Below are 15503 nucleotides of genomic sequence, written 5' to 3'. Positions count from 1 at the left end.
TAACCAGCTTGACTTGTAAATGCAAATTATTACCATGTGCGTTCTTTTTAAGAATAAGAACGAGCGTGCATGAAGCACTTACAAACTTGCCTGGGGATCTCGATTGCGCTGCATCTGAGCGCCGGCTGGCTCGTGCGCGAGCTGCACGCCGCCCCTGAGTCGCTGCCCTTCCAGCCACCGATGGCGATCCAGCTGGTCAGCCTGGCGCCGTTGAGCCCGCCCGCTCCGGCGCCCGCCGTTCAGCCAAGACCTGTGCAACTGCCGGTGACCACAAGCACCCCGACAAAACCCTCGGTCGTGCCGAAGATCGAACCTGCCACACCTGTGGCCGAGCCGGTCAGGCCCTTGCCAGCCAGCCCACGGGGCGAAATCGCCAAGGCGCCCACTGCGACCAAGGCGCCAGCCAAACCGCAGCCTCGCGCAGAATCGCGCCCCGCACAGCCCGTTGAATTGCCGGCGGCCATGGTGCAAAGCCAACGCCCAACGCCCCCGGCACCGGCCGCTTCGACCGACAAAACCGTCAGCCCGACCACGCCGGTCGCAGCCACCCCGGCGCCGCAGCTCACCCCCGTGGTCAGCTTGCGTCCGACCTTCGTCACCCCGCCACCACCGCCGCGCTACCCCAACACTGCCCGCCGGCGCAATCAGCAAGGCGTGGTGCGGGTCGAGGTGCGCCTTGACGAACGCGGCCAGCAGCAAAAACTCACGCTGATCCGTTCTTCCGGGATTGAAAGCCTTGACCAGGCAGCCCTCGAGGCCGTGACCAGCTGGCGCTTTCGCCCCGAAATCGTCGACGGCCGGGCCGTGCCCAGCCGCGTAGAGATACCAATAGAATTCGCCCTCACGGCGAACCGTTGATCCTGAAGGAGCTTCACATGACCGCAAACACTTCCGCCCTGCCCGTTGCCCCGGCCCTTTATCAGGACTGGCAACAACTGCGCGCCGAGCAACCGGGCCTGCGCGCCCGCGATGCCGCCGCCCGGCTGGGCGTCAGCGAAGCCGAACTGACCGCCAGCCGCCTGGGCACCGATACCGTGCGCCTGCGCGCGGAATGGAAAGACCTGCTGCCGGCCCTCGGCGAGCTGGGCACCATCATGGCCCTGACCCGCAACGAGCACTGCGTGCACGAGCGCAAGGGCGTGTACAGCGAAGTGACGGTGATGGGCAGCGGCCAGATGGGCATGGTGCTGTCGCCGGACATCGACCTGCGCCTGTTCCTCAGCGGCTGGGCCAGCGTGTTCGCGGTCGACGAAGCCACCCCACGCGGACCGCAGCGCAGCATCCAGGTGTTCGACCGCCAGGGCGTTGCCGTGCACAAGGTCTACCTCACCGCCACCAGCGAGGAAGCCGCCTGGGCACCGCTGATCGAGCGTTTCCGCGCCGAAGAACAAAGCGCCGAGCTGGACCTGCAACCGTTGCCGCAAGCCCCGGCACCTCGTGCCGACAGCGAAGTGGACGTGGCCACCCTGCGCAGCGAGTGGTCGCAGCTCAAGGACACCCACGACTTCTTCCTGCTGCTCAAGCGCAATGACGTGGCGCGCACCCAGGCCCTGCGCCTGGCCGGTCACGAGTGGGCGGAACCTTTGGCCACCGTCGAACTGACCAGGGTCATCGAGGCCGCCGGCAAGGGTGAAGTGCCGATCATGGTGTTCGTCGGCAACAAGCACTGCATCCAGATCCATTCCGGCCCGGTGAGCAACCTGCGCTGGATGGACACTTGGTTCAACGTACTCGACCCGATGTTCAACCTGCACCTGAAAACCACCGGCGTCACCGAACTGTGGCGTGTGCGTAAGCCGAGCGTCGATGGCATCATCACCAGCTACGAAGGTTTCGACGCCGACGGCGAACTGGTGATCCAGCTGTTCGGCGTGCGCAAGCCGGGCATCCCGGAGCGTGACGACTGGCGTGCCCTGGCTGAAACCGCCACTCCCCTGATCGGCTAAGGAACAGTCCCGATGCGAATGAAAACACTGCTGGCGTGCGCCGGCGTGCTCGTCACCCAGATGGCCGTCGCCGACGCCCTGCCCCAGCGCTGGGTCAGTGCCGGCGGTGCGTTCAGTGAATGGGTCGTGGCCCTGGGCGGCGAGAGCAAACTGGTGGGTGTCGACAGCACCAGCCAGTTCCCGCAATCGCTGCACAGCCTGCCGGGTGTCGGTTACCAGCGTGCGTTGGCCGCCGAAGGCATTCTGGCGTTGAAACCGGACATTCTGGTGGGCAGCGACGAGATGGGCCCGCCGCCGGTGCTGGCACAACTCAAGGCCGCCGGCGTGCGCATTGAATTACTCTCGGCCAAGCCCGACGTGCCGGCCTTGCAACACAACCTGACCGAACTCGGCCAGTTGCTGGGCAAGGACGCCGAAGCGCAGGCGTTGATGGGCGGCTATCTCAAGCGCCTGCAATCTCAGGCCGATTGGGTCAAGGCGGCGCAACAACAGCAACCTGCACCACGGGTACTGATGTTGCTCAGTCATTCCGGCGGCAACCTGCAAGTGGCGGGCAAGGACACCCTGGCCGCGTGGATGATTCAACAGGCGGGTGGTAAAAGCCTCGGTGAGCACAATGGCTACAAGCCGGTGTCCAACGAAGCCATGCTGAGCCTCGATCCGCAGGTGATCATCTTCGCCAGCAGTCGTTCGGACGGAGAAACAGCGAGTAAAACCCTGTTGGAGCAGAACCCGATCCTCGCGCAAACCCAGGCCGGTCGTGATGGCCGCATCGTGGTGATCGACCCGACGCTGCTGGTCGGTGGCCTCGGCCCGCGCATACCCGATGCGCTGACGCGCCTGTCCACGGCGTTCTACCCGGACGTCAAGGCGCAGACGGCCGAGATCAGCCAATGACGGCGATTTTTCGGCCGCGGCCGACCTTGATCTGCTTGCTGTTGTTGTTGCTGCTGGTGTTCTGGCTGTCCCTGGCCCTCGGGCCGGTCAGCCTGCCGCTGGGCGATACCCTGCTGGCCGGGATGCGTCTGCTGGGCTTGCCGCTGCAAGGCGCTGACACCCAACAGGCGGAACTGATCCTCGGCCAGATTCGTCTGCCGCGCAGTTTGCTCGGCATCGCCGTCGGTTCGGTGCTGGCGTTGTCCGGCGTGGCGATGCAGGGGTTGTTCCGTAACCCCCTCGCCGACCCCGGTCTGGTCGGCGTGTCCGGTGGCGCTGCGCTCGGCGCGGCGTTCGCGATTGTCGGCGGCAGCCTGCTCGGTGGCATCCCACCCGCCCTCGAACCGTACCTGCTGTCGATTTGCGCGTTCGCCGGTGGCCTGATCGTCACCGCAGTGGTCTACCGCTTCGGGCGTCGCAACGGGCAGACCGATGTCGCCACCATGCTTCTGGCGGGTGTGGCGATGACGGCCATGGCCGGCGCCGGTGTCGGTCTGTTCACCTACCTGGCCGACGACGCCACGCTGCGCACCCTGACGTTCTGGAACCTGGGCAGCCTCAACGGTGCCAGTTACCCGCGCTTGTGGCCGCTGCTGATCGTCGCCATCGGTGTCGCCCTGTGGTTGCCGCGTCGTGCGGCGGCGCTCAATGCCATGCTGCTGGGCGAGTCCGAAGCCCGTCACCTGGGTTTCGACATCGAGCGCATCAAGCTTGAACTGGTGTTGTGCACGGCGCTGGGCGTCGGCGCGGCGGTGGCTGCGGCCGGGTTGATCGGCTTTATCGGCCTGGTGGTGCCGCACCTGATGCGCCTGCTGGTTGGTCCGGATCACCGGGTGCTGTTGCCAGCGTCGCTGTTGGCCGGGGCCAGCCTGTTGTTGCTGGCCGATCTGGCGGCGCGTCTGGTATTGGCGCCGGCTGAACTGCCCATCGGTATCGTCACCGCGTTGATCGGTGCGCCGTTCTTCCTTTATCTGCTGGTGCGAGGGCGTACCTGATGCTGCGGGCAAACAACCTGCTGGTACGGCGCGGTTCACGCACGGTACTGGCCAACATCGACGTCGCGTTGCGTCCCGGCGAAGTGCTCGGTGTACTGGGACCGAACGGCGCCGGCAAGAGCACCCTGCTCGCCGCCTTGTGCGGTGAGTTGGCAACCAGTGAGGGCACGGTGCACCTCGACCAACGTGCGCTCGCCGACTGGCCGGGCCAGGAGCGCGCCAAACGCCTGGCCGTGTTGCCGCAGAGTTCGTCGCTGAACTTTGCCTTCACTGTTAACGAAGTGGTGGGCATGGGTCGTCTGCCCCATGCCACTGGCCGCGTGCGGGATGCCGAAATCGTTGCCGAGGCGCTGAGGTCCGCTGACGCATTGCACCTGGCCGAGCGCAGTTACCTGGCGCTGTCCGGTGGCGAACGCCAGCGGGTACACCTGGCGCGGGTCCTCGCGCAGTTATGGCCGGGCGCCGAAGGCCAGACCCTGCTGCTCGACGAACCGACCTCGATGCTCGACCCGCTGCATCAGCACACCATCCTGCAAGCCGTGCGTGACTTCGCCGAACGCGGCGCCGCCGTGCTGGTGATCCTCCACGACCTCAATCTGGCCGCGCGTTACTGCGACCAGTTGCTGTTGCTGCACGACGGCCTGCCCCACGCCTATGGCCCACCGTCCGAGGTGCTGACCACCGAGGCCATGGCCACGGTGTACGGGCTTGAGGTGTTGATCCACCAGCACCCGGAACGCGGCCATCCGTTGATCATCGCGCGCTGATACCGCTGCCCTCGTTCGCTGAGCGAGGGTGGCCACTGTCTATAAAGGAAAAGAAATGCGCTTTCTGTTGCTCTGTGCATTCAGCCTGCTGGCTGCCTGCCAAACCCATCCTCAGGTAACGCCGCCTCCGGCGCCTATTGCCCCGCAAGGACGCGAGCATGCCGACCTGGGCGTGATTCGCGAACTGGCCAGCGGTCGCACGCTGACACCCCAGGAGCTGGTCGAACGCCTGGCCGCCGCCCCTCGTGTGCTGGTCGGTGAACAGCACGACAACCCGGATCACCACGCCCTGCAACTGTGGCTGCTGCGCCAACTGGCAGCGCAACGCCCCCAGGGCAGCCTGCTGATGGAAATGCTCAACCCGGATCAGCAGGACAAGGTCGATGCGACACAAACCGCGACCCGCGCCGGCCAACCGCCAGTCGATGCCTATCAGGCACTGAGCTGGCAGGCCAATTGGGACTGGGGCGTGTATGGCGCGCTGGTCACCTATGCCTTGCGCCAGCCGTACCCGCTCATGGCCGCCAACCTCGACCGCGCGCAGATCATGCAGATCTACAAGCAGCGCCCGCTGCTCAAGGGTGAAGCCTCGACGACCCAGCAGGTGCAGGCGACCTTGCTTGATGACATTCGTGAGTCCCATTGCGGCCTGCTGCCTGAGTCGCAGATGCCGGCCATGCTCGCCGTGCAGCAACAACGCGACCGGCGCATGGCGGAACGCCTGATGGCCGCGCCAACCCCGGCACTGTTGCTGGCCGGTGCCTTCCATGTGCGCAAGGACCTCGGCGTGCCGCTGCACCTCAAGGACCTGGGTGACGGCGCAGGGAATGTCGTACTGGTGCTGGCCGAAGTGGGCAAGACGGTTACCGCCGCCAGTGCCGACTATGTGTGGTACACCGCGGCACAACCGGAGCAGGATCACTGCGCGAAACTGCGTCGCTGAATCACTCAGCGACCGGGATCAAGGGGGCCTGCTGCGCAAGGCCAACGGGACGGTGCGGCGATCCGACAAGCTCCCTCGCCACAAAGGCCTTGTGGGTCCTGGCTTGCATCAAACCAGCTCGACACTGTGCAGGGGCCTGCTGCGCAGGCCAGCGGGAGCAAGCTCCCTCGCCACAAAAGCCTTGTGGGTCTTTGTCTGTATCCAACCGGCGCGACACTATGTCACGCCCGCCTGCCGGTCCGATGGTCGAATCCGCTGATCCGCGACCAGCACAGTTTGGTACCATCCCTGCGTTTTTTTCGTCTGTACAGTCATCACGCTGTCATTTCAGCCTGTTCAACAGGATGCTTTTTCAATGAGTACTTCGTATACCCGCCGAACCGTCCTCCAGGGCATGGGGCTATTGAGCCTCGGTCTGCTGGCCGGTTGCGACGGCAGCAGCAAGCTGTCGTTCAAGTACGGCAAGGACCTCAGCGACAAGATCATGGGGCGCACCTTCAAGCTCAAGGACGCCCAGGGCGAATACCGCACACTAAGCAGCTACCGCGGCCTGATGCCGATGGTTTTCTTCGGTTTCACCCAATGCCCGGCCGTGTGCCCGACCACCCTCGCCCGTGCCGCCCAGGCGAAGAAACTGATGGGCCGCGACGGTGAACGCCTGCAGGTGATCTTCATCACCCTCGACCCCGAGCGCGACAAGCCGGAGATGCTCGACAAGTACGTGAAGGCCTTCGACCCAAGCTTCGAAGCCTTGTACGGCACCCTGGAAGAAACCGCCGCCACCGCCAAGGAATTCGGCGTGTTCTATGAAAAGGTCCCGAGCGGCGACACCTACACCCTCTCCCATACCGCGACCAGTTTTGTCTTCGACTCCCGGGGCAACCTGCGCCTGGGCCTGTCCGCGTCCCTGACAGCCAAAGAGTGTGCAGAAGACCTGCTCACCGTGATGGAGGTTTGCTGAAATGAATGCCCCGCTGACGAACAACCGTTTTGCCCAACGCTGCAAGCAACTGCTGCTGGGTGTATCCCTGGTCGGCCTGGCTTTTCAAGCCTCGGCACAGACCCAGGTCAGTGATGCCTGGGTTCGCGCCACCGTCGCCGGTCAATCCTCGAGCGGCGCCTTCATGACCCTCACCGCCGACAGCGACAGCAAGTTGCTGAACGTGCAATCGCCGGTGGCCAAGGTGGTGCAGATTCACGAGTCGAGCATGAAAGACGACGTGATGAAGATGCAGCAGGTCGACGCGGTAGCCCTGCCAGCCGGCAAGCCGGTGAGCTTTGACCCACACGGCTACCACATCATGCTGATGAGCCTGACCGCGCAGATCAAGGAAGGCGACAAGGTGCCGCTGACCCTGACCGTGGAAGATGCCAAGGGCCAGAAAGAAACGATCGAAGTGCAGGCCGTCGCCAAGGCCCTCGACACCATGGATCACAGCAAAATGCATTGATCCCTTGTGCGAGCTTGCTCGCGATGGACGCATGGGCGGCGCGGGCTGTCTGGCATAACGCGTTATCGTTGACCTCCATCGTCGGAACGCCGCCCGGAGCAAGCTCGCACACATTGTCTTGGGTTGCTTCCAGTTTTTGTGCTGGGCACAAATCCCTTGTGGGAGCGGCAACGCTCCCCTTAGAAATCCACGGTTGCCGACAATTTCAACGTGCGTGGCTCGCCCTGGGTCAGGTAGTTGTTGGCCGTCGATGCCGATGACCAGTACGCCTTGTTCGCCACGTTCTCGACGTTGGCCCGCAGGGTGATGGTGTTGTCGTCCGCCTTGAAGCTGTAGCGTCCGCCCAGGTCGACTCGGGTCCAGGCCGGAATGCTCAAGCTGTTCGCCGCGTTCACGTATTCACCGCCGGTGCGCAGCAGACGCCCGTTAAGCGCAGCGCCCTGCACCCCCGGTATGTCCCAGTCCGCCCCCAGGTTGTACTGGAAGCGCGGCACCCCGGCGGCGCGGTTGCCGTCGTTGAGGCCGTTGGAGGTGTTGTTCTGCTCGGTGTGCATCCAGGTCGCGCCGGTCAGCACCCGCAAGCCGTCCAGCGGTTCACCGAACAGATTCAGTTCCACGCCCTTGTTCACCTGCTCGCCATCGACGCTGAAGGTTGGCAGGCGCACCCCAGGCACGCTTGAGGTCGCACTGTTCGGCTGCTCGATGCGGTACACACCCAGGGTCGCGCCGAAACTGTTCCAGTCAAGCTTGACCCCGGCCTCGGTCTGTTTGCTGCGGGTGGGCGCAAACACTTCGCCGGGGTTGCTCACGCCCGTGGTCGGCGCCGTCGGCCCTTGCGCCAGGCCCTCGATGCGGTTGGCGTAGAACGACACGTGCTCCCACGGTTTGATCACCAGGCCATAGACAGGCGTGGTGATGGTCTCCTCATAGTTGGCCGAGCGCGCACCGCTGGTGGTGTTCCAGCTGTCGACCTCGAGGGTCTGGCGCCGAGCGCCGAGCGTCAGTAACACACGGTCGTCGATGAAGCCGAGGGTGTCGGACACCGCCGCACTCTTGATGCGGTTCTTGCCGACGATGCGCGGGTCATGAATATCGCTGCCGAAATAGGTGTTGGTCGGTCGTGGCACCTGGGTTGGGTCGTACAGGTTGCCGGGCACGCGGTTGGCGACCAGGATCGCCTCGAACGCCGAACGTTGTTCACCCCAGATCCCCGACAATCCGAAGTTCATCTGATGCGTCACCGGGCCGGTGTTGAAGTGACCGTTCAAACCGGCCATGGCGCTTTTGTTGTCCTCGTCATGGGGCGAGTACAGAAAGCCGACCTTGCCGCTGCCGTCATTGGCCACGTAAAGCGAAGAATACTCGCCGTTCTCCCGGGTGTGCTTGGCGCCAGCGCCGGCGTACGCCGTCCAGTTGTCATTGAGGTCGTATTCGGCGTTGAGCATGCCGTAGGTGTCTTCCAGCTCGGACCAGCTCCAGTCCTGGGCGTAGTTGTCGCTCGCCGACGGTGGATGCGGCACCTTGGTGCCGGTCGGGTACACCACCGAGCGACCGTTGTTGATGCGCTCTTTCTGATAACCCAGGTCGGTGGAGACACGCAGGCGCTCGCCGCGATAATCGAGGCCGACCGCGATCAGCTGCGAGTGCCGGGATTCATCATCGACCGCGGTATCGCCACCGTGCCGGGCCAGGTTGACCCGCGCACCGAACTGATTGTCCTCACCGAAGCGCTGGCCCAGATCGAGGTGGCCGCCGACCTGGCTGTCACTGGCGTAATCGAGGGTCACGCTGTGGGTCGGCGTATCCTGGGCGCGCTTGGGCACCAGGTTGACGCTGCCGCCGATGCCGCTGCCTGACGGCGCCACACCGTTGATGAAGGCGTTCGGGCCCTTGAACAGCTCGACGCGTTCAAGGGCCTCGGTGGTGATGATCTGCCGCGGCAGCACACCGTACAGGCCATTGAAGGAAATATCGTCAGTGGTCAGCGGCAAGCCGCGAATGGTGAACACTTGGGAGAAATTGCCGAAGCCCGCCGACTGGCGTACCGAGGCATCGTTGAGCAGCACGTCACCGACGGTTCGCGCTTGCTGGTCTTCGATGGTTTTCGCCGTGTAGCTGACCACGCTGAATGGCACGTCGCTGATCGAGCGATTGCCCAATACGCCCAGACGCGCCGTGCGCGCCACCTGACCGCCTTCGTAGGTCTCGGCCGTTTCATTGTTGACGCCACTGATGGTGGTCGCACCCAACTCCAAAGCCCCGCCGACCTCTGCCACCGGTGCCAGGGTGTAGCTGTTGGCACCGGTGCTCATCAGCCTGTAACCACTGCCCTGCAACAGCCGGGCAAAACCGTCCTGCACCGTGAAGCTGCCGTGCAAGCCGTCACTTGGCCGATCATTGAGCAGCGCGGCATTGAACGACAGCAATACCCCGGACTTCAGCGCGAACTGCGCCAGCACATTGCCCAACGAGCCCGACTCGATGGCATAACTGCGCACGGCACTCGTTTCACCGACCTGCGCTGCACCAGCGCTGTGCACCGGCGCCATGGCCGTCAGGGCGATGGCCAGGCCCAATACATTCAAGGGAGGTGGTGCGAAACGGCGGGTGCGCAAGCGCAGGTGCGGTCGGGAAATCATTCGGCATGCCTGTGGGAACAAGGAAAATTCAGAATTCCTCTACACACCGAACGACAGGGAAAAAGGTATCAGCCGCAGGGCAGTTTTTTTCAAAAACTACTTTCGCGCCACCTTGTAACGCAGGCAGTCGTCGTAAAAACCCTGGCGCACGGCGGCCGGTTTCATCTTCGAAGCGCTGTCATAGGTCTGCTCGGTAATGCCCATCGCCATCATGCGCATCCAGGGCTTGGCGAATTTATAGGTCTGCAGTTTCTGCCGCGCCGCGTACAGCGAAACCCCGGAGAGCTTGAGTTCCTGGGCCCTGGCCGCCGTGCCCGCGCCCCAACTGCACATATATTGATCGTTGGTCGTCAACGGCCTGCCTTGAGCAGAATTGGCGATACCCACAACAACCAGAGGGATTAATGCTTTCCATGTAGTGCCCATCCAAACCATCCAAGTACCTGAAATTCGGCTGATTTTGCCGACTGTTCAAGCACTTGGGGGCCAGCAAAATGCCTTAAACGAAATTCAACAAAAGCATGAAACACTGATCTGGGTTCCTTGCTAGTTCTCAATCCTTTGCTATAGCTAACAATCCATACAGCCAACTAGTGAGGCAACGGAATGTCAGCCGCAAAGAAAATGAGTGTGGGGCAACTGACTATGTTGACCGCCGTCAACATGTTGGGCTCAGGCATCGTACTACTTCCGACAAAACTTGCTGAAGTCGGTGCGATTTCCATCCTCTCCTGGCTCGTCACGGCCACCGGCTCGCTCGCTCTGGCATACGCCTTTGCGCGATGCGGGATGCTCAGTCGAAAGACCGGCGGCATGGGTGGCTACGCCGAATACACCTTCGGTAAAGCAGGCAACTACATCACCAACTACACCTATGGTCTGTCACTGTTGATTGCCAACGTCGCAATCAGTATTACGGCGGTCGGCTATATTCAGGTGTTGTTCAATATCAAACTCGACTCACTGCAAGTAGGCTTGGCAACTATTGCCCTGTTGTGGATCACCACCTTCGCCAACTTCGGCGGTGCGCGCATTACCGGTCGCATCGGTGCGGTCACGGTGTGGGGCGTTATCGCGCCGGTGGTACTGGTCTCCACCATTGGCTGGTTCTGGTTCGACAGCAGCGTCTACGCCGCCGGCTGGAACCCGCACGACAAGGCCTGGTACGAAGCGGCCGGCGCCTCGGTCGCCATCACCCTGTGGGCTTTCCTCGGTCTCGAATCGGCTTGCGCCAACACCGACGCGGTGGAAAACCCGGAGCGAAACGTACCGATTGCGGTATTGGGCGGCACCCTGGGAGCGGCGGTGATCTACATCGTGTCCACCAACGTGATCTTCGGCATCGTCGGCAACGCGGAACTGGTCTCCTCCACCGCACCGTTCGGCCTGGTGTTCGCCCACATGTTCACCCCGCTGGTGGGTGACATCGTGATGGCGGCAATGGTCCTGGCCTGTATCGGTTCGCTGCTCGGTTGGCAGTTCACCATTGCCCAGGTGTACGCCAGTTCGGCGAACACCGGTTACTTCCTGCCGATCTTCGCCAAGGGTAACAAGGCCGGTACGCCGATCATCGGCATGCTGGTGCTGCTGGCAGCACAGACCGCACTGGCCCTGCTCACCATCAGCCCTAACCTGAGCAAGCAGTTCGACACCCTGGTCAACCTCGCGGTGGTCACCAACCTGGTGCCGTACATCCTGTCCATGGCGGCCCTGATGACCATGCAGAAGGTCTCCAACGTTCCGGCAAACAAGGCCATGGTCACCAACTTCATCGCTGTGGTCGCGGCAGCCTACAGCTACCTCGCCCTGTACAGCTCCGGCGAACAGGCGCTGATGCTCGGCGGCGTCGCCACCATCTTTGGCTACACCCTGTTCGGCTTCGTCAACAACCGCCTGATCCGCCTGGAAGCAATGAACAACAGCGTACCGACGCAAACCGTCAGTGCGCAGCACCTCAGCGCCGATCCGGTGCCGGTCAACAATCTGAATAAAGCCACTCTGGAGGTTCAATCGTGACGGACTATAAACACTCACTGGGCATGCTGGCGCTGCTGGTCAGCAGCCCGCCGGACAAACGTACCGTCTTCGGCCGCGCCCTGGATCACCTGGTCCATGACGTGGAAGGTCGCGGTGTCAGCGTACTGGCTTCGGAAAGCCTGACCGACGCGGCATCGATCCTGCGTTCGGACCCTGCCGTTCAGTGCGTGCTCATCCGCTGGGAAATGGACACCAGCGAAGGCCACGCCGATTGCATCAAGCTGCTAGTCAAACTGCGCGAGCGCAACACCCGCGTACCGGTATTCCTGATCAGCGACCGCACCACCGCCTCGAGCATTCCGTTGCTGGTGATGCAACACGCGGACGACTTCATCTGGCTGCCGGAAGACACCTCGGGCTTCCTCAGCGGCCGTATCCTGGCGGCCATCGAACGTTATCGTCAGGCCGCCCTGCCGCCGATGTTCGGTGCCCTGGTGAAGTTTGCCCGCACCTATGAATACTCCTGGCACACCCCGGGCCATGCCGGTGGTACCGCCTTCCTGAAGAGTACTGCGGGACGTGCGTTCTACGAGTTCTTCGGCGAAAACCTGCTGCGTTCCGACCTGTCGATCTCGGTGGGCGAACTCGGCTCCCTGCTCGACCACAGCGGCCCCATCGGCCAGGGCGAGCGTTACGCGGCCAAGGTCTTCGGCGCACACCGCACGTACTACGTGACCAACGGTTCGTCGATGTCCAACCGCGTCATCCTGATGGCCAGTGTGACCCGTGACCAGATCGCCCTGTGCGACCGTAACTGTCACAAATCCGCTGAACACGCGATGACCCTGTCCGGGGCCATTCCGACCTACCTGGTACCGACCCGCAACCGCTACGGCATCATCGGCCCGATCCTGCCACAGACCCTCAGCGCCGAAGGCGTGAAGGCCGCCATCGCCAGCAACCCGCTGGTCAAGAAAGGCATCGACCCGACACCGGTGCACGCCATCGTCACCAACTCCACCTATGACGGCCTGACCTACAACGTCACCCGCGTCGAGGAACTGCTGGGCGCCAGCGTCGACCGTCTGCATTTCGACGAAGCCTGGTATGGTTACGCACGTTTCAACCCGCTGTACACCGGCCGTCATGCAATGCACGGCGACCCGGCGGATCACGACAAGAACGGCCCGACCGTGTTCGCCACCCAGTCGACCCACAAGCTGCTGGCCGCACTGTCCCAGGCCTCGATGATCCACGTGCGTGACGGGCGCAACCCGATCGAACATGCACGCTTCAACGAGTCGTACATGATGCACGCCTCGACTTCGCCGAACTACGCGATCATGGCCTCCTGCGACGTCAGCTCGGCGATGATGGAAGCGCCGAGCGGGCAGATCCTCACCGGTGAATCGATCGAAGAAGCGATCAGTTTCCGTCAGGTGCTGTCGCGCATGCACAACGAGATGTTGAGCAAGGACGACTGGTTCTTCACCTGCTGGCAGCCACCGAGTGTGCAAGTGGGTGCCGCGTCGGTGCCGTTCCATGAAGTCGATCCAGCCACGCTGAAAACCGATCCTAACTGCTGGGTCCTGCACCCGAACGCGGTATGGCACGGTTTCGGCGACATCGAAGACGGCTACTGCATGCTCGACCCGATCAAGGTCTCGGTATTGTCGCCGGGCATGGGCGACGACGGCACCCTGTTGGCCAGCGGTATCCCGGCCTGCGTGGTAACGGCGTACCTGGGTCGCCAGGGCATCGTGGTCGAGAAAACCACCGACTTCACCATCCTGTTCCTGTTCTCCATCGGTATCACCAAAGGCAAGTGGGGCACCCTGCTCAACGCCCTGCTCGACTTCAAGCGCGACTACGATGACAACGCCGAACTGGAGCTGTGCCTGCCTGACCTGTACAGCGCCAACCAGCAACGTTATGCCGGCATGGGCCTGAAGGACCTGGCCGACGAAATCTTCGCCGCCATGAAGAAGCACAAGACCACCTTCAACATGTCCCAGGCCTTCGGCACTCTGCCGCAAGCCGAGTTCAGCCCAGTGGAGGCCTACGAAAAACTGGTACGCAACGACATCGAACTGGTCACCCTCAACGAAGCCGCCGGGCGCCTTGCGGCAACCGGTATCGTGCCGTATCCACCAGGCATTCCGTTGCTGATGCCGGGCGAGAATGCGGGGCCGGCAGACGGGCCGTTGCTGGCCTATCTGAAGGCACTGGAAGCGTTCGACCTGTCCTTCCCGGGCTTCACCCATGACACCCACGGGATCGAAGTCGAAGACGGCGTGTACCGGATGCTGGTGCTGAAATAAGGTAAACCGCTACAACGCAACACTCTGTGGGAGCGAGCTTGCTCGCGATAGCGATTGTGCAGCCAACCTCGTTGTTGACTGACATGACGCCATCGCGAGCAAGCTCGCTCCCACATTTTTTTGCGGTGGATGTTCGGGCCCAAAGCCTATGGGCAAATCGGCTCCCGGCGCTCTATGATTGAGCCCATGAACACCTCCGTTCCAATCCGCCAACCCTGCCCGCCCGGCGCCTGCGACTGCGGCCGTGACCCACTGCTGGAAACACCGGGGGCGGATGTGCGCATCCTGTTTCTGACCCGGGCCGAAGAGAAACGCCTGATCGAGCGCCTGGAAAACCTGCAAAGCCTGAGCGATCTGGAACGTATGCAACACCTGATGCTCAAGCAGCTGGGGATTGCCGTGGACGTGGCCCCCGGCTTCAACGAAGTGCGCACCATGCGCGGCATCGCCATCCAGATCGGCGAGCTGCCCGGGCTGTGCCGCAAGACCCGTGCAGCGATCCCCGCGGCCATCCGCCGGGCAATGGAAAAACGCCCGGAAATTGCCTACGACTTGCTCAACGCCAACGACCTGTTGCGTGACGCCTGATTCCCCCCGCTCCCTGCGACGTACTCGGCAAAAGCGTTGTAAACGCTGATTTTTAATCTATTGGTACTGGATATTTCACCATTCAAACCTACGCTCTTCCCGAGGGACTGAAAATTTAGCGGCGCCCCAGTCGGCGTCTACAATTTGCGCGTATGCCTACCCGATCGATCTGACAAGACCCGGATTGAAGCGAAAACCGCAAAACATGACTTGATCGAAACGACGATTTTCCCCAAGGAGTACACACCAATATGAACCTGTCTCGAAACCTGCTGGTCGGCGCTACTTTGGCCGCCTTGATGCTGGGCGGTTGCACCTCGAAAGTCACAGAGAAAGAGCAGTACTCCGGTTACCTCTCCAACTACAACAACCTTCAAGAAGTCGAGACGCCAAGCGGCGGCACGGCGATGCGCTGGGTGTCCCCGTCGTGGAACCCGAACGCTTATGACACCGTGGTGTTCAACAAGCTTGAGCTGTATCCGGCACCCAAACCCAATGAGCGGGTCAACCAGCAGACCCTCACCGACATTCAGAACTACATGACCAACAAGGCCAAGAGCAGCCTGGGTCAGAAATACCGCGTAGTCTCCAGCGCCTCCGCCGCACCGGCTGGCTCGAAAACCCTGATCATGCGTGCGGCAATCACCGGGGTGAATGCCGAAAACGAAGGCATGAAGTGGTATGAAGTGGTGCCCATCGCCGCCGTCGTCGGCGCGACCCAGGCCGCTACCGGTCACCGTGACCAGGAAACCACGCTGTTCATCGAGGCGGAGTTCATCGACGCCAAGTCCAATCAGACCGTGGCCAAAGTGGTGCGTAAAGTGTTTGGCGGCACCCTGGACAACGAAAGCCAGAAAGTCACCGCCAAGGACTTCAAGGCAGCCATCGACAAACTGGGCAGCGACTTCCAGGCGTTCATGAAGTAATCCACCCTGTGGCG

General features: G+C 62.5%; 14 protein-coding genes. 12 read left to right on the top strand and 2 right to left on the bottom strand.

The window, feature by feature from the left end:
- Nucleotides 1-69 precede the first annotated feature (69 nt).
- The 8 genes from EIY72_RS11675 to EIY72_RS11640 all read left to right on the top strand — a co-directional run bounded on the left by EIY72_RS11675 (nt 70) and on the right by EIY72_RS11640 (nt 7038).
- A complete protein-coding gene (locus tag EIY72_RS11675) occupies nt 70-858 on the top strand; it encodes an energy transducer TonB (protein WP_093223025.1) in 789 nt (262 codons plus the stop codon).
- A 17-nt stretch (nt 859-875) separates the two neighbouring features.
- Complete coding sequence (locus tag EIY72_RS11670; RefSeq protein WP_093223028.1) at nt 876-1946, top strand: hemin-degrading factor; 1071 nt, start codon at nt 876-878, stop codon at nt 1944-1946.
- A gap of 12 nt (nt 1947-1958) precedes the next feature.
- Nucleotides 1959-2843 (top strand): heme/hemin ABC transporter substrate-binding protein, encoded by an 885-nt coding sequence (locus tag EIY72_RS11665; protein ID WP_093223031.1) that lies wholly within the window; start codon nt 1959-1961, stop codon nt 2841-2843.
- A 50-nt stretch (nt 2844-2893) separates the two neighbouring features.
- Complete coding sequence (locus EIY72_RS11660; protein WP_162276459.1) at nt 2894-3877, top strand: FecCD family ABC transporter permease; 984 nt, start codon at nt 2894-2896, stop codon at nt 3875-3877.
- A complete protein-coding gene (locus EIY72_RS11655; RefSeq protein ID WP_093223036.1) occupies nt 3877-4644 on the top strand; it encodes a heme ABC transporter ATP-binding protein in 768 nt (255 codons plus the stop codon). The genes EIY72_RS11660 and EIY72_RS11655 overlap by 1 nt, the downstream gene beginning before the upstream one ends.
- A gap of 55 nt (nt 4645-4699) precedes the next feature.
- Nucleotides 4700-5587, top strand: a complete 888-nt coding sequence (locus EIY72_RS11650) for a ChaN family lipoprotein (RefSeq protein WP_093223039.1) — start codon at nt 4700-4702, stop codon at nt 5585-5587.
- A gap of 355 nt (nt 5588-5942) precedes the next feature.
- Entirely contained in the window at nt 5943-6548 is a 606-nt protein-coding gene (locus tag EIY72_RS11645) for an SCO family protein (protein ID WP_093223042.1), read from the top strand.
- Nucleotide 6549: 1 nt separating this feature from the next.
- Nucleotides 6550-7038 carry a copper chaperone PCu(A)C gene (locus tag EIY72_RS11640; RefSeq protein ID WP_093223045.1) on the top strand — a complete coding sequence of 163 codons (489 nt, stop codon included), beginning with the start codon at nt 6550-6552 and terminating at the stop codon, nt 7036-7038.
- Between the two features lie 179 nt (nt 7039-7217).
- On the opposite strand, the gene EIY72_RS11635 is transcribed toward EIY72_RS11640, so the two are convergent.
- On the bottom strand, nt 7218-9677 hold the full coding sequence (locus EIY72_RS11635; RefSeq protein ID WP_093223048.1) for a TonB-dependent receptor: 2460 nt from the start codon (nt 9675-9677) through the stop codon (nt 7218-7220).
- 96 nt (nt 9678-9773) lie between these two features.
- Nucleotides 9774-10103, bottom strand: coding sequence for a hypothetical protein (locus tag EIY72_RS11630; protein ID WP_093230608.1), 330 nt, complete (start codon nt 10101-10103; stop codon nt 9774-9776).
- 180 nt (nt 10104-10283) lie between these two features.
- Here EIY72_RS11630 and potE point away from each other — a divergent pair, with 180 nt between their 5' ends.
- The 4 genes from potE (at nt 10284) to EIY72_RS11605 (ending at nt 15489) form a co-directional block, all read left to right on the top strand.
- A complete protein-coding gene (gene potE / locus EIY72_RS11625; RefSeq protein WP_093223051.1) occupies nt 10284-11693 on the top strand; it encodes a putrescine-ornithine antiporter in 1410 nt (469 codons plus the stop codon).
- Entirely contained in the window at nt 11690-13975 is a 2286-nt protein-coding gene (locus EIY72_RS11620; protein WP_093223054.1) for an Orn/Lys/Arg family decarboxylase, read from the top strand. The genes potE and EIY72_RS11620 overlap by 4 nt, the downstream gene beginning before the upstream one ends.
- Before the next feature lie 186 nt (nt 13976-14161).
- A complete protein-coding gene (locus EIY72_RS11610; protein WP_093223057.1) occupies nt 14162-14563 on the top strand; it encodes a hypothetical protein in 402 nt (133 codons plus the stop codon).
- Between the two features lie 251 nt (nt 14564-14814).
- A complete protein-coding gene (locus tag EIY72_RS11605; protein WP_093223059.1) occupies nt 14815-15489 on the top strand; it encodes a DUF3313 domain-containing protein in 675 nt (224 codons plus the stop codon).
- Nucleotides 15490-15503: the final 14 nt, after the last annotated feature.

Source organism: Pseudomonas vancouverensis (assembly GCF_004348895.1).
GTDB lineage: Bacteria > Pseudomonadota > Gammaproteobacteria > Pseudomonadales > Pseudomonadaceae > Aquipseudomonas > Aquipseudomonas vancouverensis.
The sequence above is the reverse complement of the archived record's forward strand: the minus strand, read 5'-3'. Positions and strand labels throughout refer to the sequence as shown.